The sequence below is a fragment of the Companilactobacillus keshanensis genome (genome assembly GCF_003946205.1).
GTDB lineage: Bacteria > Bacillota > Bacilli > Lactobacillales > Lactobacillaceae > Companilactobacillus > Companilactobacillus keshanensis.
The window spans coordinates 52,953-74,541 of record NZ_RHOS01000003.1; the positions used below are offsets into that span (position 1 = coordinate 52,953).

The 21,589-nt window shown below is 34.5% G+C and carries 23 protein-coding genes and 1 tRNA gene; 14 read left to right on the forward strand and 10 right to left on the reverse strand.

The window, feature by feature from the left end; translation table 11 throughout:
* The first annotated feature begins 70 nt into the window (after window positions 1–70).
* A complete protein-coding gene (locus EKM64_RS02695; RefSeq protein WP_164505279.1) occupies window positions 71–307 on the forward strand; it encodes a helix-turn-helix domain-containing protein in 237 nt (78 codons plus the stop codon).
* 184 nt (window positions 308–491) lie between these two features.
* On the opposite strand, the gene EKM64_RS11365 is transcribed toward EKM64_RS02695, so the two are convergent.
* Both EKM64_RS11365 and EKM64_RS02700 read right to left on the reverse strand, forming a co-directional pair.
* Window positions 492–632 carry a hypothetical protein gene (locus tag EKM64_RS11365; RefSeq protein ID WP_164505280.1) on the reverse strand — a complete coding sequence of 47 codons (141 nt, stop codon included), beginning with the start codon at window positions 630–632 and terminating at the stop codon, window positions 492–494.
* A gap of 126 nt (window positions 633–758) precedes the next feature.
* On the reverse strand, window positions 759–1,367 hold the full coding sequence (locus tag EKM64_RS02700; RefSeq protein ID WP_125675341.1) for an NAD(P)H-dependent oxidoreductase: 609 nt from the start codon (window positions 1,365–1,367) through the stop codon (window positions 759–761).
* 94 nt (window positions 1,368–1,461) lie between these two features.
* On the opposite strand from EKM64_RS02700, the gene EKM64_RS02705 reads away from it, so the two are divergent.
* On the forward strand, window positions 1,462–2,271 hold the full coding sequence (locus tag EKM64_RS02705; RefSeq protein ID WP_164505281.1) for a MerR family transcriptional regulator: 810 nt from the start codon (window positions 1,462–1,464) through the stop codon (window positions 2,269–2,271).
* A gap of 198 nt (window positions 2,272–2,469) precedes the next feature.
* On the opposite strand, the gene EKM64_RS02710 is transcribed toward EKM64_RS02705, so the two are convergent.
* Genes EKM64_RS02710 through EKM64_RS02725 form a run of 4 tightly spaced genes read right to left on the reverse strand, consistent with a single transcriptional unit; the run spans window position 2,470 to window position 6,780 of the window.
* On the reverse strand, window positions 2,470–3,210 hold the full coding sequence (locus EKM64_RS02710; protein ID WP_125675345.1) for a response regulator transcription factor: 741 nt from the start codon (window positions 3,208–3,210) through the stop codon (window positions 2,470–2,472).
* Window positions 3,211–4,554, reverse strand: coding sequence for a sensor histidine kinase (locus tag EKM64_RS02715; protein ID WP_125675347.1), 1,344 nt, complete (start codon window positions 4,552–4,554; stop codon window positions 3,211–3,213).
* A 38-nt stretch (window positions 4,555–4,592) separates the two neighbouring features.
* Window positions 4,593–5,453 carry an alpha/beta hydrolase gene (locus tag EKM64_RS02720; RefSeq protein ID WP_125675349.1) on the reverse strand — a complete coding sequence of 287 codons (861 nt, stop codon included), beginning with the start codon at window positions 5,451–5,453 and terminating at the stop codon, window positions 4,593–4,595.
* Complete coding sequence (locus EKM64_RS02725; protein ID WP_125675351.1) at window positions 5,446–6,780, reverse strand: PTS transporter subunit EIIC; 1,335 nt, start codon at window positions 6,778–6,780, stop codon at window positions 5,446–5,448. The genes EKM64_RS02720 and EKM64_RS02725 overlap by 8 nt, the downstream gene beginning before the upstream one ends.
* A 157-nt stretch (window positions 6,781–6,937) precedes the next feature.
* On the opposite strand from EKM64_RS02725, the gene EKM64_RS02730 reads away from it, so the two are divergent.
* From EKM64_RS02730 to EKM64_RS02740, 3 genes are all read left to right on the forward strand, one after another.
* Window positions 6,938–7,936: a Gfo/Idh/MocA family protein gene (locus EKM64_RS02730; protein ID WP_125675353.1), complete on the forward strand. Its 999-nt coding sequence runs from the start codon at window positions 6,938–6,940 to the stop codon at window positions 7,934–7,936.
* Window position 7,937: 1 nt separating this feature from the next.
* Window positions 7,938–9,158 (forward strand): DEAD/DEAH box helicase, encoded by a 1,221-nt coding sequence (locus EKM64_RS02735; RefSeq protein ID WP_125675355.1) that lies wholly within the window; start codon window positions 7,938–7,940, stop codon window positions 9,156–9,158.
* A 36-nt stretch (window positions 9,159–9,194) separates the two neighbouring features.
* Window positions 9,195–9,268: transfer RNA gene (locus EKM64_RS02740), tRNA-Arg, on the forward strand.
* 130 nt (window positions 9,269–9,398) lie between these two features.
* On the opposite strand, the gene EKM64_RS02745 is transcribed toward EKM64_RS02740, so the two are convergent.
* Window positions 9,399–10,553: an Ltp family lipoprotein gene (locus EKM64_RS02745; protein ID WP_125675357.1), complete on the reverse strand. Its 1,155-nt coding sequence runs from the start codon at window positions 10,551–10,553 to the stop codon at window positions 9,399–9,401.
* Between the two features lie 211 nt (window positions 10,554–10,764).
* On the opposite strand from EKM64_RS02745, the gene EKM64_RS02750 reads away from it, so the two are divergent.
* From EKM64_RS02750 to EKM64_RS02775, 7 genes are all read left to right on the forward strand, one after another.
* Window positions 10,765–11,184 carry a MarR family winged helix-turn-helix transcriptional regulator gene (locus tag EKM64_RS02750; RefSeq protein ID WP_164505282.1) on the forward strand — a complete coding sequence of 140 codons (420 nt, stop codon included), beginning with the start codon at window positions 10,765–10,767 and terminating at the stop codon, window positions 11,182–11,184.
* Window positions 11,185–11,189: 5 nt separating this feature from the next.
* Window positions 11,190–12,029 (forward strand): alpha/beta fold hydrolase, encoded by an 840-nt coding sequence (locus tag EKM64_RS02755; protein WP_125675361.1) that lies wholly within the window; start codon window positions 11,190–11,192, stop codon window positions 12,027–12,029.
* A gap of 84 nt (window positions 12,030–12,113) precedes the next feature.
* On the forward strand, window positions 12,114–12,503 hold the full coding sequence (locus EKM64_RS02760; protein ID WP_125675363.1) for a tautomerase family protein: 390 nt from the start codon (window positions 12,114–12,116) through the stop codon (window positions 12,501–12,503).
* Between the two features lie 237 nt (window positions 12,504–12,740).
* Window positions 12,741–12,902 (forward strand): hypothetical protein, encoded by a 162-nt coding sequence (locus EKM64_RS11370; RefSeq protein ID WP_164505283.1) that lies wholly within the window; start codon window positions 12,741–12,743, stop codon window positions 12,900–12,902.
* 15 nt (window positions 12,903–12,917) lie between these two features.
* Window positions 12,918–14,372, forward strand: coding sequence for a multicopper oxidase family protein (locus tag EKM64_RS02765; RefSeq protein WP_125675366.1), 1,455 nt, complete (start codon window positions 12,918–12,920; stop codon window positions 14,370–14,372).
* Between the two features lie 436 nt (window positions 14,373–14,808).
* Window positions 14,809–15,465, forward strand: a complete 657-nt coding sequence (locus EKM64_RS02770) for a hypothetical protein (RefSeq protein WP_125675368.1) — start codon at window positions 14,809–14,811, stop codon at window positions 15,463–15,465.
* An 82-nt stretch (window positions 15,466–15,547) separates the two neighbouring features.
* Window positions 15,548–16,204: a DUF6198 family protein gene (locus EKM64_RS02775; protein ID WP_125675370.1), complete on the forward strand. Its 657-nt coding sequence runs from the start codon at window positions 15,548–15,550 to the stop codon at window positions 16,202–16,204.
* A 234-nt stretch (window positions 16,205–16,438) separates the two neighbouring features.
* Here EKM64_RS02775 and EKM64_RS02780 read toward each other — a convergent pair whose 3' ends face one another.
* Window positions 16,439–17,641 (reverse strand): GGDEF domain-containing protein, encoded by a 1,203-nt coding sequence (locus EKM64_RS02780; protein WP_125675372.1) that lies wholly within the window; start codon window positions 17,639–17,641, stop codon window positions 16,439–16,441.
* A 154-nt stretch (window positions 17,642–17,795) separates the two neighbouring features.
* On the opposite strand from EKM64_RS02780, the gene EKM64_RS02785 reads away from it, so the two are divergent.
* Window positions 17,796–19,145, forward strand: a complete 1,350-nt coding sequence (locus tag EKM64_RS02785; RefSeq protein ID WP_125675374.1) for an FAD-dependent oxidoreductase — start codon at window positions 17,796–17,798, stop codon at window positions 19,143–19,145.
* Between the two features lie 101 nt (window positions 19,146–19,246).
* Here the strand turns inward: EKM64_RS02785 and EKM64_RS02790 are convergent, their stop codons facing one another.
* Together EKM64_RS02790 and EKM64_RS02795 are read right to left on the reverse strand one after the other, a co-directional pair.
* Window positions 19,247–19,921 carry an EAL domain-containing protein gene (locus tag EKM64_RS02790; RefSeq protein ID WP_125675376.1) on the reverse strand — a complete coding sequence of 225 codons (675 nt, stop codon included), beginning with the start codon at window positions 19,919–19,921 and terminating at the stop codon, window positions 19,247–19,249.
* A 30-nt stretch (window positions 19,922–19,951) separates the two neighbouring features.
* Window positions 19,952–20,383 (reverse strand): GNAT family N-acetyltransferase, encoded by a 432-nt coding sequence (locus tag EKM64_RS02795; protein WP_125675378.1) that lies wholly within the window; start codon window positions 20,381–20,383, stop codon window positions 19,952–19,954.
* A gap of 142 nt (window positions 20,384–20,525) precedes the next feature.
* Here EKM64_RS02795 and EKM64_RS02800 point away from each other — a divergent pair, with 142 nt between their 5' ends.
* Window positions 20,526–21,515: an ornithine cyclodeaminase family protein gene (locus EKM64_RS02800; protein WP_125675380.1), complete on the forward strand. Its 990-nt coding sequence runs from the start codon at window positions 20,526–20,528 to the stop codon at window positions 21,513–21,515.
* The last annotated feature ends 74 nt before the right edge of the window (window positions 21,516–21,589 follow it).

A 21,589-nucleotide genomic window follows, 5' to 3' on the forward strand; every position in this document is an offset into this window, starting at 1 on the left:
TAGATTTTTGTAATATGTTTGTAAAATATATGAAATAATGTTCCCAACAATATTTATAAGGAGCATTATTATGAAACAAATGGTTTTGAACGGTGAGAGTGTACAATTGGGCGACAATTTAAGAAACTACCGTGTTAGACAAAATCTTTCAGAACGAGAAGTTTCCAAAATGTTGCACGTTGATATTACAACTATTTCTAAATATGAACATAATGTCAGAACTCCTGACATTTATATGATGATTCGTTTTGCTGACGTTTATAATGTCACTTTGGATCGTTTAGTTGGTCGAAAAAGAAAAAGATAAAATATTTAAATTGCAAAAAATAAAACCTGTGGGGATTTTCTGAGGCTGCTGAAAAAGTAGCTTATTTTAAGGAATTGCTCTAAAGGCTGAAAGCACAAAAATAGACCACGCACCTTGATACATAAGGCGTGTGGAATCAAATATTAGTATCTTCAGTTTTATTGAGCATTACCAAGTAGCCAGATTATGCTGCTTGGTAGTGCTTTTTTGAATTCATCGCAAGAATCTTTGCCATAATTTCAAATCGTTCACCTAAATCAGTTATCATTTTTAATAACCAGTCTAAGGTTCTAACATTCTCAATATTCGATAATGGACCTGGCACTCATCGTATATTTTGGCTTGGACACTTTAAGTATTATGAAGTGATTTATGTCTATTTTTGTACAATAAAACCCCGACAAGTCGGGGCTTTATTGTACATTTTTAATTTTCATTTATCTAACTGATATTATGCATTTGGCTCGCTATCCAAGAATTCATTTACATAACTTGGAAGTTGCTTGAGGTAACCATCCAGTGAAGGGCGCTTGGCCACAATAATGTCGCCCATATTATGCCACGTCACCTTTTTAGCACCGATGGATTCCAATGGGAAGTTGACGATCCGTTCTACGGAACCATCGTACTCCTTAAATAGTTCATCATTGGTAAGTTCAGAAGTCGATAACACCATGGCATTGTCAACTGACGTATGTGTCACCGCCTTTTTATTGACAAAGTTGATGATTCGGTTAGACAGAAAAACTTTGTCAAAGAATCCTTTCAACATGGCCGGCATACTTAACCACCAAATTGGGAATATCAAAATAATTTTATTGGTTTTCTGAATTGTTTCGATATACTTCCCAACCATTGGATCTTTAAAGTCACCCTTACCATAGACTGACAAATCGTTGGCACGCATGACTGGATCAAATCCATCCGCGTACAAATCAATCAAGTTATAATCTTGATGACGTGCTGCTAATGTTTGTTTGACCTGTTCCAATTCAGCGTGTGAAAAACTACCATCCCAAGGGTGCACATAAATGATCGTTACTTGTTCCTTACTACTCATAATTGAATTCCTCCTTTAACTGATGTACACTACGATAAACTGTGACGTTACGTTACAGTCAACTATAAAGTTCAAATTATTTGGAGGACTTTTTATGTTAAAGATTAGTGCGTTTGCTAAACTCGCCCAAACTACTCGTCGCACGCTGATTTTGTATGATAAACAAAACGTTTTTAAGCCAGAATATGTCAGTCCAGAGGGCTATCGTTTTTACAATTACGATCAGTTGTATGAACTATCTTTCATTCTGACCTTGCGCAAACTCGGGTTATCACTGGATGAAATTAAGCAAATCAGTTCTGATAGCGATAAAAAATCACCGAATGCGCTGCTGACGAATTTACAAGATCGAGTTGACAATCAAATTCATGACCTACTTGCGGTTAAGCAGTCACTTAGCACTAGAATGGCTGTCATCAACATGGAAACGCCAATTCACCGTGACCAACCTTATATTAATGAACATCAACGGCAGACTTTTTGGCAATCAGCAACTTTGCATGATTGCTCAAGACAACAAATTGCGCAGGCGTTTGCCCAATTTTATAAGCAGTTAGATCCGTTGGTAAGTATTAACGGTAAATGTTCAGGTTTTGTTCTCGATCTGCCTGACGAGAATGCAGCTAATTTCATCAATGCGCCGTTTCGTTTGATTAAAGAAGCCACAACGCCGATTAACACTGATCTTACCACTATTGACCGACCTGCCGGCAATTACTTGGCAATCGACATAGACAACGATGACACCGCTATCCGCAATGGCATCGATCTACTACATCAATACGCCATTTCTAAGCACCTAAGTCTATGTGGCCCACTATGGCAAATTAACGTGAACGAAGATATTCGCATGGCGGAAGCCACAACGGCCATATTGCGTTTGGAGTATTTAGTCAGTGACTAATTTAGAATGGCTCAAGCCAGTTCTGATAAGATTTCTATCACTAATCAACTAAAAAGATAAAAAATCACGAAATGATTAGTAGAAAGATAGAAAAAAATAACGATCCAACCAGTGAATTTTGCTGGTTGGACCGTTATTTTTATTTACAGGAATCATGATGTTGAATAACCGAATACTTTGTCAGTATCCTCGATTTTCCTACAGTTTTTTTATTTTTTCAGTTAATTCTTTGGTTTTGCGAAATGAAACTTTGCAAGTTGAACCATCAATGAATGATAATTCTTTTTTACTGGAGTCAAAACTATTGATATTCTCTAAATTTACCAAGTAGCTGCGATCACATCTAAACAAGTTAGTGTATTGTTCTTCAAGTGCATTCAACGATCCAATAAATTCAGCACGCTGATTTTTAGCGATAAGAGTAACTTTTCCGGGAGCACTTTTTTCAGTTAACAACATAATGACATCATCCATAATTATAGAGAAATATCGTTCACCAATTTTATATCCAAAAAGATTTTGTGAGTAATGAGTATATTTTTCAATATTTAGTTGAACCGATTGAATATCATTATTGATTCTTTCTTTTATATCATCGAAACCTTTATCTTTTAGAATATAATCCAGTGGTGCAATTCTTCTTTCCAGAGTAACAATGGAAAGTTCGTCGTGCGTGGTTATAAAAACTATTTGTGCTAAAGGTACTTGATGTCTAATTTTGGTTGCGGCTTCTAGTCCGGCCATTTTATTGCTATTAATTTCCATGTCTAAGAAGAAAAGCCCTTGTTCGGGTAGAGGATCAGTAAATAAGTCTTCAGTGGTTGCTACAGCCTTTTTAAGCTCCATAGGAGCGTCATTTATCATGATACCGTTATTGATAAATGTCTTATAATGCTGACGTTGAATATCATTATCTTCTAATAAGAATACAGGAAACATTTATTCACTTCCTAACACAATTAAGGTCATCATCAGATGATTATGGATAATTTTTGAATCTAAGAAAAGATCTTCGGAATGGTCAACAAGTTCTTTGACGTTTGTTAGACCAAATCCAGTATGGTTTTTTTTGGTAGAAAATCCGCAGTCAAAGATTTGATTGAGATTTACATCTTCATTTATTTTATTATCAACAGTTATTTCAAGAGTTTTTCCAGTTTTTAAAAAGGCGCAAGTAACAGTTTTGTCCTCGGAGTTTTGAACATGCTCGATTGCATTGTCTAACAAAATTCCTAAGGCTCTAACAATTGAAATATTTGGTTTGATTTTGTAATGCTTTTGATCCAACTCAAAATTAATATTGACATCTCGAGCCTTAGCACTGAAAAATTTCTGGATCAATAGACCTCGAATAGCATCATTATCGATAGCTTGAATCTGTGTGATCCTACCATTTTGAACGCTGTTTAAATCCTTTTCTTCGCTCAATAGAGCACTATAGTAATACTTCAACTGTTTTGAGTCGTTATCTTCTAATACTTGATTTAGCGATAACATAATATTTTGAAAATCGTGTTTAAACTTTCTTAACTCAGTGTATTGCTTTTGAACCAAGGTTAAATAATTGTTCAATTGTTCGTTGCGTTCGATTTTTTCTTTGGCTTCAGTTTGCAGAGCAAAAGTTTTAATAAAAAAGGTTACTTGCCAATACGTGAATCCAATAAGGATGGTAAAAATAATGATCAATGCAGCCTGAATAGTTGCAGTAACTTCCTGAAAGTCGCTGATGGTCATGATGACGATCAGTGAAATGAAAACACTTAGAGAGATCATGAAGACACGTTTACCCAAATGATAATGTTCGATCTGTAGTCTGGTTTGAGTTATACGGTCTCTGAATTGACTGACGACAATTATGAACACCAAAGCAAGCATTACTGTGACAATAACAGTCAGTCCGATGAAGATATTTTGATATTTTTCAAGTGTTCTCAGACGCCACTGGCCTGAAGAAATAAATAGTAATATTCTAGCGATATATGTAGCTAAACTAGAGATAATTAATTGAAGATTAGCCGCCATTACTAGAGAAATAGCAGCTTTTAAATCTAATTTATGATTTTTTGCTAAAGCCAGTTGCATTGCTAGAATAAAACCAACGAATAGTAGAATAAAAATATCGTCAATAAATAGACCGATATAGGCAAAAATTAAAGCACCTAGAATATCAGTCAAAATATACAGTGGTTTAAATTCTTTTAAAAAATAATGTGTCAGCTGTAACATTAAAAACAAAATTGCAAAGTTATTAACTAAGCTGAGATTCCAATCTATATATACCATATAAACATTGTATTTAAGTTTTCAGGGTAATACAAGATTTAACGAGGATTCTTACTTGGTGTCTGTGGTGAATTATTCTTATTATTTCCTATCATATATTGATGGAAGAGGATTATGAACTGTGAATTAGCTATCATATCAGAGTGTTGAGCTTTATCACCAGTCAAAGTGATCAAGGTATAATGTTTAATAATACCTTCGAAAATATATTTACCTGAGTCAACACTGCCTAGTGGAACAATTCCATCATCGGTATAAAGTTTTGTACCGGCGATAGAATAGTAAGTTAGATCATCTGGTAATTTATCACGTCGTTTAATAAAATCATTTAACATTTGAGTACGGTTATTACTATTCTTTTCTTCAAAATTATATGGAGAACCGACCGTTAGCATTTGATTTATATCGAATGTATTGCTATCAAAATAGTGTTCCAAATAATAAGTCCAGATAAGGCCACCATTTGAATGTCCAAAGGCGTTAAAGTTATTGAAACGATAGCGCTGCTTTAATTGATCAAAAGCAATACTGAACCAGCGGGCCTGCTTTTTTATGTTGTCATATCCATCACTATTATTTTGAAAACCGACGACAATAAATGGTCTGGTATCACCCGCTTTGATCGTACCAGAGTAAGTTATTTTATCGTTGGTATGAACAGTTAATTTCAGAAGACTGTGATGTTCACCGTATTTTGAATTGACGGTTTTAACTAAATCGTCAAATCTATTTGCAGAAGCACTGCTACCCGGAATCATGATTATCGGTGACATTGGTGAATTGTAACGGCCGGCCATAGTTTTGACACTATTCCTATTCCACAAATAGGAAGGAACACCCAAGAGTACTAAGAACAAGGCTAAAAAGATTAAGTATTTAAAATTCTTTTTATTAGTCATCGAGATCACCCTCTTCAATAGCAAGATTATCAATCTTCTTTAATTTTTCAGCTATTTTAACAAAAGGAATATATATATATACAGAAACGGCAATGTCGATCAAAGTAAATACTAAAGCCTGCCAACTACCGTTAGTACCAATAAAAGCAATCAAGGGACCTGGTGTTCCAGAAGGTATTGGATAAACACACGGCGGCATTAAATGTAGAGATATTGCCACGGCAGCGATCAACATACTGATCAAAGGTGCCATAATAAAAGGAATCAAAAAGACAATGTTAAACATGACCGGAATTCCAGTCATGATACCACTATTTATGTTGAATACGCTTGGAATCATGGTCCACTTAGCGACGGTTTGAAAGTCAGGATCACGTGATACTAAAAAGATAGCTATGATCAAGGCAAGCGTTGAACCAGCACCTCCAAAAGTAGCGAAAGCGTGGTATAGAGAATTACTAGTCAAATCATGTGGAGCTCCCCAAGCTGTGTGGTGATTTAAGGCATAATAAAGATTATCCAAAATATTGGGATCACTTTTCTCAATGTCCAGTGGAGAATAGGGTCCAGACCATCCCAAAAAGGACATGATAATTGTATAAAGTGCAATTCCACTTATTTTGAGGAATTCTATTCCAGAATTATTACTCTGATAGTTGTTTGCCAAAGATTCCATAAATTCATCAGGTAAATGAGAATAATAAGCTACGTTTACTAGGGCGCTAAATAAAGCCGCGATCAGAATGACTATTAGGATAGAACGTAACGAAATAAATGTTCTCTGTAAGATATTGCTAGTAAAATTCGGCAGATGTTTATGCGGGATTTCAGGACTAGACTGTTTGAATATCCAACCGACAAACATACCTAATAGAATCGCAAATAAAGTTCCACGAATGCCTAGTAAATTATTATGGAATGATAGTGGTTGTGACTTTGAATAAATATAAGAAATGATCAGTAATGCTATCATACTGGTCAAACCAGCTAACTGATCATCTCTTTTGAAATGTTTAGCGGTGTATTTCGCCGCTCCAAAAGTAGCTAAAACGGATACAAATCCTAAAGTTAAGTTTGATAAATTGTTAGTGACACCAATAATTGAACTTACTAACCAATTGTCTTCAAAACTTGGTAGTAATGTACCGATAAAACCGTCCTTACTAAGAATGACAGCTTGAATTATTTTGAGGAAACTTCCTATCAACACGAATGGGAAAATCATGAAAAGTGTTTTTTGTGCAATTTTATAGAATAGAAGTTGTTGGAGTTTTAGTGTAATTTTTGCCAAGGATCTTTCAAACTTGTTAGTAAATAATTTATTCATTTCCAACACCTGCGATATATGTAAATCCAAATTTACCCAAATTATAACTTTATAGATTTATTTTGGCTATTATAGGGGAACTTTTTCTTAATCGTTAAAAGTTTTTTTATGGCAATTATTGAGCGAAATCAGTAGAATTATATTCAGAGGTGATTTGATGATAAGTTTAGGAATTATTGGAACAAACTGGATTACCAAGCAATTTGTTGATGCTAGTGATGAAACTAAGAGCTTCAAATTAACACACGTTTATTCAAGAACTGAAGCTAAAGCACAATTATTTGTTGACGATTTGTCAAAATCAAATATTAATATTAGTACTGATTTAGAGCAATTTTTTGGAAGTACTGATTTTGATACTGTTTATATTGCATCACCAAACAGTTTACATTTCTCACAGGCTAAATTGGCTATTGAGCATAGTAAGAATGTTATTGTAGAAAAACCAAGTGCTTCTAATATTAGAGAATTCACTATTTTGGATCAATTAGCACATCAAAAGGGTGTTTTCTTAATTGAAGCTGCCAGACATATTCAAGAGCCAATTTTTAAGACGGTTCAAGAATACGTTGAAACCAATCGAGACCAATTAACTGGGGCAACCATTTCTTATATGAAATATTCTAGTAAGTTTGATGACTTCCTGTCTGGTAATACACCTAACGTCTTCTCTACAAACTTTTCAGGAGGAGCATTGTATGATTTAGGTGTGTATACAGTTTATGATGCCGTGGTCTTATTTGGACAACCAGAAGATGTTCGTTATCAAGCAGAGTTCTTGAGTAGTGGTATTGATGGCAGTGGTACATTGACACTGAACTACAATGATTTTGATGTGAATATTATTGTCGGCAAAACAAAGAATTCATTTTTACCAACAGAAATCTATTTCGGTAAGAAGACTTTGCTACTAGATAATGGTGGAGATATCACTAAAGTATCAGAAGCTGGTGCTAAAAAAGAAATCACAGAAATTCCAACAACCAAAAGTGACAATCCGATGGATTCAGAATCAGTCGAGTTCGCTAGAATAATTAATGAGAATGATCAAGCAGCTTATGATAAACTATTCGGATATGCTCGAAAAGTTAACCGTATTTTGGAACAGGCCAGAATGAGTGCTGGACTTGTATTCAAAGCAGATAAGGAATACTAAATTGAAAATACCAAGTTTATATGAAGATTATTTTAAAGATAATCAATTTGAGTCTTTAACAAAGATTCAAGAAACAGTCTATCAACCATTTAAGGAAGGCCATGATCTAGTAGCCATGGCTCCAACTGGTTCAGGTAAGACTCTGGCATTTACTATGCCAATGATCGAAACTTTAGTTCCAAATGATGGACTTCAAGTCCTTATTTTAGAACCATCACAGGAACTGGCCATGCAGGTACGTGATGTGATCCAACCTTTGGCTAAATTGATTGGTTGCAAAGTGCAAGCAATAACTGGTGGAGCCAATCCGCAACGTCAGTTGAAGAAACTAAAGGAAAAGCCAGAAATTCTGATTGCTACTTTGGGACGTTTAAAGGAATTGACTGAAGCACGCAAGGTTAAATTGGGTAATATCCAGACGGTTATTGTTGACGAGGCTGATGAAATGTTGAATGAATCAAAACTAGAGTCAGTTCGTGAAACTATCGACCAGATGCCTGGGGATGTCCAAATGACATTTTTCTCTGCAACTGGAAATGATATTTTTGCCGATATGCACAAATGGTTTGGTAAGGACTTTGAAATTATCGACCAACGTGATGACGAAACGTATACTGCAGGTATCAAGCACTACTTTATCAATGCTGCATCTGATAACACTAAAGATGCGTTGATTCGTGAGATGGCACATAATAAAAAATTTAAGGGAATTGTTTTTTTCAATAATTCTCGTTCATTGCATAAGGTTATCAGTGATCTGCATCATAACAAAACTAACTTTGTTGGTTTAGATAGTAAGATGTCTTCACAACAGCGTAAGGCAGCCATGCAACTCTTTTCTTCAAACAAGGTAAACTTGTTGCTGACAACAGATGTTGCCGCTAGAGGGATGGATATTGACGATATTACAGTGATTATTAACTATATGGTGACACGTGATAATAGTGAGTATGTCCATCGTGCTGGTAGGACCGGAAGGATGGGTAAAGAAGGTAATGTACTTACCTTTGGGAATACTCATGATTTTCGTAATTTACAAGACATGGTCGACAGTGAAGTTAAGAAAGTCTTTTTAAATCGTGATGGAACATTCTCTGATAAGGAAACTTATCGAAAGAAGAAACGTCATGACGCCGTTCAAAAACCAAAACCTAAGCAAAAGAAACGTCTACGTGATCAAAAAAATAAGGGTAAGAGACGTCATAAAGATACTTTACATTAATTAATAATGGTGGCACTATATTTACTAGTGCTACATGGTCCCTTGGCTCAGCAGGATAGAGCAACTGCCTCCTAAGCAGTAGGTCCTCGGTTCGATTCCGAGAGGGATCATTTTTAAATTCGAAAGATCGTGACTAAATACGATTAGTTTCTTAATATCACCAAAAAAACACACGTCATTTGTATATTAAATGACGTGTTTTTTTTCAATTGAAAGTGGAAAATAGTATGTTTATTTTTCTTAGTCGTATAAATGTTGAATAGCATAATTGGCTTCTGAAGGTGCAAACTGTTCTCCATAATCAGAAATTAATTGATCATATATTTCGCTGGTGGACATATTTTGATCTTTTCTATAATCCTTCGCACAATTTAGAGCTTCTAGATTCCAATCAGCTTGGAGGTTATCAACTGCATATTGGGCAGCGTCAGCCGGAAATTTTTCTCCATATTCTGAGGTTAACTGATCGTATAGTCCTCTTTTTGACATGTTTGAAAAACTTAAATAATCACGTGCATTATTTAGGGCCGCTAAATATTCTCCTGGAATTGCAGGTGTCGTGGGTGCTACAGGAGCAGGTGGTGTTTTGACTTTTGGTTGTTCTACTGGCTTTTCGGACTCTTTTTCAGATTCTTTTTTAGGCGTATCTGTTTTAAATTTAATAACAGTAAGATAGTTACCACTGTTTTCTTTTAATTGTCCTAACTTGCTTACAAATTCATATTTAATTTTTTCAGGAGAATTTTGATTGATCCCTGGACCATCGACTTCTACTGACCACTTTCCCTTTTTGTCAGCAGTTATTTTATCTAATACTTTTCCGCTTTTATCTTTAACTTTTATAAGTGCCTTAGGATTAGTCTTTCCTGAAATTGTTGCTCGATTGTTTTTGTCAGACTTAGTTTTGTAAGAACTATCATTGTTTGAGAAATTTAAATCAGTTACGGCCGTATTAGGAATCTTTCCAACGGTAATATCATATTTTTTTGAATTCTTACCGTTTTTTGACGAGACGATTTGATATTTTGAACTGTCATGTAATTTTTTGATATTAAATTGTCCCTCTATGTCAGTTTCTACTGTAAAAATAACCTTATCAGATTTTATAAGTTTAACCGTGGAGTATGGCAAAGCTTCTCCATAAAGAGTACCCGTGGTTTCTTTACCAGTTAACTTAATTTGGGAAGTTCCCAAGTGTATAACTGGAACGGGATTAAATTTATTATCGGCAAAAGTCACAATGGTTCGTGTAACTGGGAAAGAAATAATTATTGCAATCACGGCCGCGATAGATACTCCGATGACTGATTTTGTGTTTGGACCTAAGTTGTAGATTAGGGCAAAAATTATCCCTGTAAAGAGTATAAAAAGTATAATTCCCAAAGCATATATCATTAGTTAATTCTCCTTCATTATTTCGTATAAACTAAATTACATAATAATTTCAAAGAATTATTAAATTTAATCATAATAATTGATTATAGTTAACTTGTCATTTGTTTGAATAATTATTGGATCACAGAAATGTGATTTTTTTATTTTTCCTATTGAAATAATTTCTAAATGAGTTATAGTGTATATGCACGATAGATGTGAGGAGAATACAATGAAACATCAATTTTATACAAAATGCGCTTATTTTACAGCGGCTAGATATATGCGTTCGGTAGAAAAAATAGCCGATAAGGTCTATGCACCCACTAAGATGAAACCTGCCTATTCGTATATCATGATGAATATTGAAGATAATGACCCTTCTTCAATTATGAGTATTACCCATCAATTAGGGTATGATCGATCGTCAGTATCACGAATGGTTAAAACTTTGGCCGATAGAAATTTAGTTGAACTTTCTTCTAAAGGTAGATCAACAGTAGTATCCGTAACCACAAATGGAAGAGAATTTTTGGAAGTAGCTAATGAATGTCGCAACGAATTTGGTCAATTAACTGATGAACTTTTAGGAACGGATAAAACTCAAATGACAGCTCTACTAACAAGTAATGAAAAGAAATTAAGAGGGTAATTAAAATGATTGAATATAAAACAGTTAAGGTAGCAGGTTTAAATATTTTTTATCGTGAAAGTGGGAATATAACAAAACCAACTATGATTTTGTTTCATGGTTTTCCATCAGCCAGTCATATGTTTCGTAATTTAATGCCAGAGTTGGAAGATAGATTTCATTTGATTGCACCGGACTATCCAGGGTTTGGACAATCGGAATCTCCAGATCACAATAAATTCGAATATACTTTTGATCATTTGAGTCAAATAATGGAACAATTCTTGATGGAATTATCTATTGATAAGTTTTATATGTATGTCTTTGATTATGGTGCGCCGATCGGGTTTAAAGTTGCCGTTGATCATCCTGATTGGATTCAAGGTATTATCAGTCAAAATGGAAATATATATAAAGAAGGATTGGGGTCAAAGTGGGCTTCTAGACAAGATTTTTGGGATGATCCAACGGAAGAGAAACGTAATAGTTATAAAAACGCCTTTGATCCAAAGACAATTATCGGACAATATACATTTGGAACAAGAGAAAACGTGGTTTCTCCTGATGGATATATGCTAGATATCTCCTATACACACAATGAAGGTTATGCTCAAAGACAATTGGATTTGATTTTTGATTATCAAAATAATATTAAGTCATATCCAATTTTTCAAAAGTATTTACGTAATAATCAGCCGAAACTTTTGGCAGTTTGGGGTAAGAATGATCCATCGTTCATTTATCCTGGTGCTGAGGCGTTTAAAAAAGACGATAAGAATGTTGAAGTTGATCTGGTAGATAGTGGACACTTTGCTTTGGAGACGCATAGTAAAGTTATAGCCCAATTGATTAAGAATTTCTTCTAACGATAATTAAAAAGGAGTTCAATTAGATCAACATGTAATTTTGCCAATTACTGTTGGAAAATCGAAAAATAAGAGGGAAATAACATGCCATTAATGAGAATTGATATGATAAAAGGTCGTAACAAAAAAGAAATCAGGGATATTTTAGATATTTCATATAAGGTAGCAACTGATGAGCTGCATTTATTGCCACGTGACCGTTATCAAGTAGTCACGCAACACGATCCTGAAGAAATGATTATTTGGGATGTTGGTTTGGGTCTTGAAAGAACTGACAAGGTATTATTGTTCAGTTTGACATCTAGTCCGCGTGAAGAAATTGATAAAAAACATTTTTATGCAAGTCTAGTTAAGGCATTGCATGAAGAGACTGGTATTTCACCGTCCGATGTAATGATAAATATCACTAGTAATACTAAGTCTGATTGGAGCTTTGGTAATGGCGAAGCACAATTTATGAACGGCAAGTTATAAATTATAAAATTGAGCGCGACAGAACATCATTAAGACAAAGGGACACTGTAATCCAAAATCGGATTATAGTGTCCCTTTACTTTAAGTGGGTAATGTTATGATTTGTTGCATGTTTATGCTTTATATTCAATGACAATAATAGTCCTGTCTCAGATTCTTTTTTATATTTAATACCCTTTTTCTATTTAAGGAAGAGGACTAAGATAGAAATGTAAACAGTTTGAAGGTGATATTTTGATGGGTAATTCAAAATTATTTTCAGTATTTATGGTCATATTCTATGCTATTTTGCTTTATTTGGTGATTGCTGATAAAAACATGATAGCAATGTATATGATGGCGATCGGTATGCTCTTGGAGGCGGTCGTTAACTGTATCGGAACTTTCAAAAAAATTTGATAGGACGGCGATAAGATGGTTTATAAGGATTATTTCTTTGATGAACCGGTTTTTGATTTACATGACGGTGGATATGTTCCATTGGAAAAAACAGATGTACCAGAGAAACCTTTAAATATTCCTACGTTGTTACAGCCTGATAAGATTGAGGGAAATGATATTTATTATACTGTAACAGCTCAGGAAGGTGAAACTCAGATTCTACCGGGTAAGAAGACTAAAACTTGGGGATTTAGCGCTCCTCTATTAGGTAAAACGGTTGTCTTCAAACAAGGAGTTCATTATCATCTGCATTTAGTTAACAAATTACCAGAGGTAACCACCTTTCATTGGCATGGATTAAATGTAACAGGACCAATTGTAGATGGGGGTCCGCATGCACCGGTTTATCCAGGCGGTAGTCGTGATATTGATTTTACCTTGGATCAACCTGCACAAACGGATTGGTTACATCCACATCCATGTCCAAATACTGCGCGCCAAGTGTGGAACGGTTTAGCAGCTGAAGTTATTGTAACCGATCAAGAAGAGGCCAAATTGCCTTTCCCTAGAAATTATGGTGTTGATGATATTCCAATTATTTTACAAGATAGAAATTATCATGATAATCAACTAGACTACAAGGCTGATTATGATATGGATGGGACCCTTGGTAAATATGCAGTTATTAACGGAACTATCAATGGGATCTTTAATGTGACGACTCAACGTGTTCGTTTAAGAATTTTAAACGGATCGAATCGTCGTGAATGGAGATTACACTTTAATGATGATCATCAGTTTACACAAATAGCATCTGATGGGGGAACTTTGCCAGAGCCAGTTGAGTTAACTAAACTTATGATAACTACAGCTGAGCGTGATGAAGTTATTGTAGATTTTGGAGATAAAAAACCTGGTGATGTTGTTACTTTAATGAGCGATGACATACCTATTCTCAAATTTAAGATTGGTAGTTATTCTAGACAAGATGTTAAATTACCAAAATGTCTCAATGTTATTCCTAAACCGGTTGTTACACCTGATAGTAAAATTGTACATACAGTAATGTCAGGTATGGACGATCAAGTAAGACTAGACGGTAAGCTATTTGATATGCAGAGGATTGATCGTAAACAAAAGATTGGCGATACGATTCTTTGGGATGTCACGAATACAAATGATATGGATAAGGGTATGATTCATCCTTTCCATTTACATGGTTGTCAGTTCTTAGTTTTAAGTAGAAATGGCAAAGATGTCTATCCTAATGAACATGGTTGGAAAGATGTTGTTGGGGTTAATGCAGGTGAAACAGTTCGAATCGCTGTGAAATTTTCTAAATTTGGAATCTATATGTATCACTGTCATATTTTGGAACACGAAGATACGGGTATGATGGCTCAAATTGAAGCATATGATCCAGATCATGAACATAAATTCCATTTGATCAGCATGGAAGAAATGATGAATGGCGGAAATAATAATTAGTAACAAAATGCCATTTTTTTCGATTAATTATATTAAATCTACATAAGCAGCCGGATATTATTCCGACGGCTTATTTTTTTGGAAAGGTGTGATTTCCAAAGTAGGTTATACTATTTGGACTTTGACATAATTTCCATTGAGTTAATTTGCTCTAACATCCTAATTATTAATTATATTATAATATTCAAATACTTATGTGGATCAGCAGTCAGGGAACTGTTTCATTTTTTTGATTTCAAGAAATTTTGATAAGGAAGATCGATCATATAAAAATTCTATCCTTAAAAAATCATCTAAACGATAGTATCAAAATCGTATATTAAAAATAACAGTTTCACAGACGTTTTGTAAAACGCTTACATAAGTGACCGGAATGTTTGCCGACGGCTTTTTTTTCAGGTAGATTAAACTTATGGCGTATTAAGAGGGTGTTCTTTTGGAAGCAAAAAGGGATTATAGAAAAAGATTAGGCTACTTGGCTTTTGCCATTGTGTTTATTGCGGCGGCTAATGCCTTGATGGTCGATAGTAATGTAGGAAGTGCGGTTTGGATGGCATCAGGTGTTAATATCTCAAAACTCATCAATGTTGATTATGGGACAACACTGTTTTTCTATGCGATCATAGTGTCCGTAGTCAATCAATTCTTATTAAAGAAATTTGATGGGCATGTCTTTATTTCAAATTTATTATTTTCAGTTCCATTTAGTTATTTGATGGGCTTTTTTACGAAATTATATTTACCACTGCATATTGAGAGACTAGGTTTATTTTGGCAAGTTGTGATCGATATCATTGGGCTACTTGGAGTATCTATTGGTGCTTCAATTTATCAGCGCTGTAATATTATTCAACATCCCAATGATGAATTGGCTTATATCTTAAGATTTAAATATTTACATGGTTCAGCAGGTTGGGGACAAGTATTCAGTTATTTACCACCAGTGACTATCATGGTTATTTGTTATTTTCTTACTGGGAAAATTTATTCAGTCGGAATCGGGACTATTTTGGCAATATTCTTCCAAGGATATATGATCGGAAAGGCCGACTTTTTAGTCATTCCGTCATTAAAACATCATTATAATCTTTAGAAAATGATATAATACAATACAAGAGTTTACATAAGCGGCCGGAATTTATCGGCTGCTTATTTTTTATTAAGAAGGTGGGAGCTTGGAAGCAAAAGGGGATTTCAAAAAGCGATTAGGGTATTTAGCGTTCTCAATTTTCTTTAATGCGGCATCAAATGCACTGATGATCGACAGTAACGTTGGTAGTGCAGTATGGATGGCGTCTGGGGTCAATATTTCCAATTTGATTCGTGTTGATTATGGAACGACATTATTTGTTTATGCAATTTTAGTGGCTGTTACTAATCAAATATTATTGAGAAAATTTGATGGGCATGTCTTTATTTCAAATATTTTATTTTCATTGCCATTTAGTTATTTAGTAGGATTTTTTACAAAATTATATATACCTTTACATTTTGAACAAATGAATATGATTTGGCGCATTGTGATCGATGTTATCGGCCTGTTAGGTGTTTCAATGGCCGTCTCAGTCTATCAGCGTTGTAATATTATTCAACATCCCAATGACGAATTGGCTTATCTATTGCGATTTAAATATTTGCGTGGTTCAGCAGGTTGGGGTCAAATAGTCAGTTATTCACCACCACTTATCATTATGGTTATTTGCTATTTTATCAGTGGTAAGATTTATGCTGTCGGGATTGGTACGGTCTTAGCAATATTCTTCCAAGGATATATTATCGGAAGAATGGATAAGATCGTTATTCCTTCATTAAAACACCATTACAACCTTTAAATTTGGTTTAATCTTTAGTTAAAAAGTATTAAATAGAAAGAAATTCATCAAAAGTAGAGTTACAATAAAAAGTTTATAAGCTATTGAGAATGAAATTTATATGGGGTACTATTATATCTAGGACCATCAGGTAGAAACAACTGATCCTTCCCGGAGATGAGATTATATCTCATCTTTTTTTGTGTGAGGACTAAAAAAGCGTGTTCCAATTGGATAGACAATTGGGACGCGCTTTTAAATATCATTAAATACTAGAGTTTCATTTTCAACGGTTATTCTGTTACGGCCCTGATTCTTCGACTCGTATAGATATTGATCAACACGATTGAAGAGATCATTGATATTTTTGTCTGACGATTGAAGTCTTGATACACCCAGTGAGATACGAATATCTAATTTCTTACCTTCGTATTCAACAGGATCTTTGATCAAATCATTTCTGATATCTTTGATAATTTCTAAAGCATCCTCAGGTGTAGTTCCTCTAAAGATGATGATAAATTCTTCACCACCGAAGCGGAATATTTGCCCACGAGTAGTCTTCCTGAAAAGTTCCTTTTCAAATATTGTTGCCACATGTCTTAAAACCATGTCACCGGCAGTATGACCATAGGTATCATTGAAATCTTTAAAGTGATCAATATCAAACATGGTCATTGTTAGTGGAACATCGAGATCTTTACTGTAAACTTTGAAGACTTCTTTTGATACGTCATCGAAATTAGCTCTATTTCTGATACCGGTCAATTCATCATAATTAACTTTAGTTGATAAAGCATTGTAATTATTGAAGGAATCACGAATCCATTTAGCGATATATCGAATGATTGACATATAGACAATGAATCCAACCAACATGTTTATTGTGTAGTAAAGCGTGAATTTATGGAATGACCAAATTATGACCCACCAGATCGCACCATAGATTACTTGCAGAATTAGGTATTTCCACTCAGAATTCAATAATTTATTGGTATTTTTAGAAATATACGTGACTGTTAGAGCTAACATAATTGTTAAAACTATAAATAATAGTAGGAAGCTGTTATTTCCGCTTAAAAGATGGTGTCCAAAGACGTAAATCGGCATGGCAATATTCATAAACTCAATTACATAATTTTGCATGGTATATAAACTATACAAAAGTAAGGTTAATTGCGTGGTGGCATAAAACCAGCTTCGCGTATCTCCAGAGTTTAAAGCCTTGAAGATATGTTGAACTAAAATCATGCTTATGGCTAAGATAATACCTTCAGTTATTTGAAGTGCTATCTTTGTAAACTTTCTATCACTATTATTCATGATGTTTTCAAATGAATAAGCTGAAACTGTAATGATAGTGATTAGTCCTACTGTAATTAAACCAATAATGATCGCATTAATATTACCGTCGACACTTAAAAGTGATTGGAGACCAGCAATGTTATTTAGTGACATTCTTCACCCCTAAACTAAGATATAAAATATTTACTTAACACATTAACACTAAATTAAGATTTTTTTATGAAATTATCAAAATTATTATTTTAAAATTTAAGTATATACGATTTATAGTATAGAATATACTGTATCTATATTGGAGGAAATTAATGTGAAAGTTATAGTAGTTGGTTGTACACATGCAGGGACAGCTGCCGTTGATCAGATTTTAAAAGATCATCCCGAAACAGAAGTTGCGGTTTATGAACGTGACGATAATATTTCCTTTTTATCTTGTGGGATAGCTTTATATTTAGGACGCAAGGTAAAAAAATTGGAAGACATGTTTTATGCTGATCCTGAAACTTTGGAAAAATTAGGTGCTAAAGTTTGCATGAAACACGATGTTTTAAAAATTGATGCTAAGAATAAAAAAATCATGTGTGAAAATTTGGAAACACACGACGTTTTTGAAGATAGTTATGACAAATTGATCATGACGACTGGTTCATATGTTCAAGTTCCGCCAATCATGGGAATTGATAATTCCAAGATTTTGATGTGTAAGAGTTATGCTCAAGCTAAGGCTATCTACGAAACAGCCAAGGACAATAAACATATTGCTATCGTTGGTGCGGGATATATCGGAGTAGAGTTAGCTGAAAGTTATGCGAATACTGAACATGAAGTTACGTTGATTCAATCAAATAATCAAGTTTTGAATCATTATTTAGATCCATCAATGTCAGATAATGTCGTTGATCTCCTTAAAGAACATGGAGTAAATGTATTTTTAAATGAGCATGTAACTGGTTTTAGCGGCGATGATCAGGTTGTGATCGAAACTAGTACAGAAGACCACAGGGCTGATTTAGTGATCGTTTGCACTGGATTTATCGCTAATACTGATTTGTTACGTGGACAAGTTGAAATGGATCGCCATGGCGCTATCATTATTAATGAATATGTTCAAACATCTGATCCTGATATTTATGCAGCGGGGGATGCTTGTACGGTTAACTTTAATCCGACTGGAAAATCATCATATATGCCTTTAGCAACTAATGCCATCAGACAAGGTGCTTTGGCAGGAGTGAATGTTTTTGGTAATATTCAAAAATATATGGGTACACAAGCTACTTCAGGAATGGAATTGTTTGGACACACCGTCGCTTCAACAGGTCTGACGTTAACAAATGCTTTGGAACATGGATTTAATGCTGATGCTGTGGTATTTATTGATTATTATCGTCCTGAATATATGCCAACTACGGAGATGTTAACGATTAGATTAGTTTACGATAAGGATAGTCGTAAGATTTTAGGTGCGCAATTCTTTAGTAAACATGAAGTTGCCCAATCTGCTAACACAATATCAGTATGTATTCAAAATAATAATACGATTGATGATTTGGCCTTCATTGATATGTTATTCCAACCAAATTATGATAATCCATTTAATTATTTGAATTTAGTTGGTCAAATGGCCGTCGATAAAGAACGAGGCTGTGATCAAGAATAATGAATCTCTGTTTGAAATATTTTAAATCGAATTTAATTTCTATATAAAAATAGGGGTTGCATCACACTTAAATTTTCTTAAAAGTGTGATGCAACTCCTTTTTATTCGTCACCATTTAGTTTTAGCAAATGTGGTCGACCATAGAAATAACCTTGTCGCAGATCTATTTCTAATGAATCAGCTAGTCGATCGTCATTTTTGTCTTCAATACCTTCTAAAATAAATCGTTGGTTATGTTGTTTCGTAAAGTCGCGCCAAAAAATGACTTTATTTTCAATGTCAGGATCACGAAATTTTTCAGAGAAGTTTTGAATGGCGAATTTCATTTCATCGGCAAGTGGAACTAGTGAATTGATATGTTCCAATTTATTTTCGCCAGTACCGACGTCATCCAAACTAAAATCCATTCCGTAATCCTTGAATTGCTTGATCAAAGGAATCATCTGTTCATTGGTCCATTGCTCATTACCAGGTTCTTCTGTTAATTCAACGACTAATTTTAGTGGGCGCAATTGGCTTTGAGAAAGAATAATAGCCTTTCTTACTTCGGGGTCCATTAATTGCGTACGATTGAGGTTAACTGAAACTGAGCCAATTTTTAATGACAATAGTTTGGTAGTTGCAATTAGTACCTCGGCCAGAGTATGCGAAGGGATATCTGAAAAATGGATCGGAGGGCGCCAGCCTTCTGGAGTATCACGCTTCATCAATAATTCATAACCGATTAAGGTATTATTGTACTTATTTAGCTGTGGTTGAATAAAGTATCTATACATAGTTATCCCCTAATCATAATAATACCTATATTATAGATCCAGACGCATATCATGATGCAAGATTCCAGCATCGAGATATTGATCACTGACAACGTGTAACCCTAGCTTCTTGTAGAATTTTTGCGCTTGATCTTGTGCACCTAAAATAATATATTGGTAATCTTTTTGTGCGTTTTTAAAAATATCTTTTAATAAAAATGAGGCTAAGCCTTGTTTGCGGAATTCTTTTAAGACCGCAACGCGTTGAACATGGACACCATTATCCTCAGTTGGAAAATAGCGGGCTGTCCCTGCAGGTTTTCCATCAACATATAAAGTAGCGTATGTACAAGAGTTTTCCATTTCATCTACTTCTAAAGAAGAAGGAACGTTTTGTTCTTCTACGAAGACTTTTTTTCTGATCATTAAATCATCTTGGTATATTTGTGAGTTCAAATCATCTGAATATTTTATTTCTCTCATGATATCTCTCCTAGCTTTTAAGTAATTTTACTTTAAATTTATGGATAATAGAAGAGTATTAGGACTTCTTATGTATTTGGGTACATTAGTTGATATAATGAAATCGATTACTTCGTTTATCGAAATCACTGGAGGGATAAACATGCGTTATTTATCTGCTGAGGATATAAAAAGAGTTTTAACAATGAGAGATGCAATTGAGGAAGATAAAAAGGCCTTGAAACTGTACTCTGAGGGTAAGGCCGATATACCTTTGAGAACAAACTTATCAGTTGAAGGATATGGTCAAGGTCTTTATATGCCGGGATCGACAAGTGGTAATGAACCAACATTAGGTTTGAAGATAGTTGCCGTCTACCCTGACAATCCTAAGTTAGGTTTGCCAAGTGTCCCAGCAACGATGATCACACAGGATGCCAAAACAGGTATTGTTAATGCAATTCTTGACGGAACTTATTTAACTCAATTAAGAACTGGAGCAGTTCAAGGAGCGGCAACAGATCTGTTGGCCAAAGAGGATGCTAAAACGGCTCTTCTGATAGGTACCGGTGGTCAGGCATTAACACAACTAGAGGCTATGTTAACAGTTAGGGATTTAAATTTAGTCTATATCTTTGATCGTAACCGTGAAAAGGCAGATGACTTCTGTAAAAAAGCACAAAAAGAATTTGTTGATAAATTTGATAGCAAGTTTGTTGCTGTTGATGATCCGAATGAAGTCGTAGCTAAAGTTGATATTATTACTAGTGTCACAACTGCTAAATCGGCCACATTTGATGGTGAACTTGTTCAACCAGGCACACATATTAATGGCGTAGGAGCGTATACACCAGATATGTGTGAAATACCGGTTTCTGCTTTAAAAAAAGCCGACAAGATAATTTTTGATACTTTAGATGGAGTGTTGGCTGAAGCAGGTGATATAATTCAGCCATTAGAAAAAGCTCTAATAAAAAAGACTGATTTTGATGGTGAGCTCGGACAACTAGTTAATAAAAGCATCAAAGGACGCAAGAGCGATTCAGATATAACAATTTTTAAGACCGTTGGAACAGCCGTTTTGGACATAATTGTGGCAGATAAGATAGTTAAACAGGCAAGTTTACAAAATATTGGCACAATTCTTAATTAGAGTACCTAATGATTAAATTTATTTTTAGAATATGATAAGGTTATACTTAAAGGTATATCAAATATTACTTCATT

What these genes read in the sequence shown, in the direction of transcription:
- EKM64_RS02695 (WP_164505279.1), top strand. Translation starts at nt 71, where the DNA reads ATGAAACAAATGGTTTTGAACGGTGAGAGTGTACAATTGGGCGACAAT.
- EKM64_RS02700 (WP_125675341.1), bottom strand. Translation starts at nt 1,367, where the DNA reads ATGAGTAGTAAGGAACAAGTAACGATCATTTATGTGCACCCTTGGGAT.
- EKM64_RS02705 (WP_164505281.1), top strand. Translation starts at nt 1,462, where the DNA reads ATGTTAAAGATTAGTGCGTTTGCTAAACTCGCCCAAACTACTCGTCGC.
- EKM64_RS02710 (WP_125675345.1), bottom strand. Translation starts at nt 3,210, where the DNA reads ATGTTTCCTGTATTCTTATTAGAAGATAATGATATTCAACGTCAGCAT.
- EKM64_RS02715 (WP_125675347.1), bottom strand. Translation starts at nt 4,554, where the DNA reads ATGGTATATATAGATTGGAATCTCAGCTTAGTTAATAACTTTGCAATT.
- EKM64_RS02720 (WP_125675349.1), bottom strand. Translation starts at nt 5,453, where the DNA reads ATGACTAATAAAAAGAATTTTAAATACTTAATCTTTTTAGCCTTGTTC.
- EKM64_RS02725 (WP_125675351.1), bottom strand. Translation starts at nt 6,780, where the DNA reads ATGAATAAATTATTTACTAACAAGTTTGAAAGATCCTTGGCAAAAATT.
- EKM64_RS02730 (WP_125675353.1), top strand. Translation starts at nt 6,938, where the DNA reads ATGATAAGTTTAGGAATTATTGGAACAAACTGGATTACCAAGCAATTT.
- EKM64_RS02745 (WP_125675357.1), bottom strand. Translation starts at nt 10,553, where the DNA reads ATGATATATGCTTTGGGAATTATACTTTTTATACTCTTTACAGGGATA.
- EKM64_RS02750 (WP_164505282.1), top strand. Translation starts at nt 10,765, where the DNA reads ATGAAACATCAATTTTATACAAAATGCGCTTATTTTACAGCGGCTAGA.
- EKM64_RS02755 (WP_125675361.1), top strand. Translation starts at nt 11,190, where the DNA reads ATGATTGAATATAAAACAGTTAAGGTAGCAGGTTTAAATATTTTTTAT.
- EKM64_RS02760 (WP_125675363.1), top strand. Translation starts at nt 12,114, where the DNA reads ATGCCATTAATGAGAATTGATATGATAAAAGGTCGTAACAAAAAAGAA.
- EKM64_RS11370 (WP_164505283.1), top strand. Translation starts at nt 12,741, where the DNA reads ATGGGTAATTCAAAATTATTTTCAGTATTTATGGTCATATTCTATGCT.
- EKM64_RS02765 (WP_125675366.1), top strand. Translation starts at nt 12,918, where the DNA reads ATGGTTTATAAGGATTATTTCTTTGATGAACCGGTTTTTGATTTACAT.
- EKM64_RS02780 (WP_125675372.1), bottom strand. Translation starts at nt 17,641, where the DNA reads ATGTCACTAAATAACATTGCTGGTCTCCAATCACTTTTAAGTGTCGAC.
- EKM64_RS02790 (WP_125675376.1), bottom strand. Translation starts at nt 19,921, where the DNA reads ATGTATAGATACTTTATTCAACCACAGCTAAATAAGTACAATAATACC.
- EKM64_RS02795 (WP_125675378.1), bottom strand. Translation starts at nt 20,383, where the DNA reads ATGAGAGAAATAAAATATTCAGATGATTTGAACTCACAAATATACCAA.
- EKM64_RS02800 (WP_125675380.1), top strand. Translation starts at nt 20,526, where the DNA reads ATGCGTTATTTATCTGCTGAGGATATAAAAAGAGTTTTAACAATGAGA.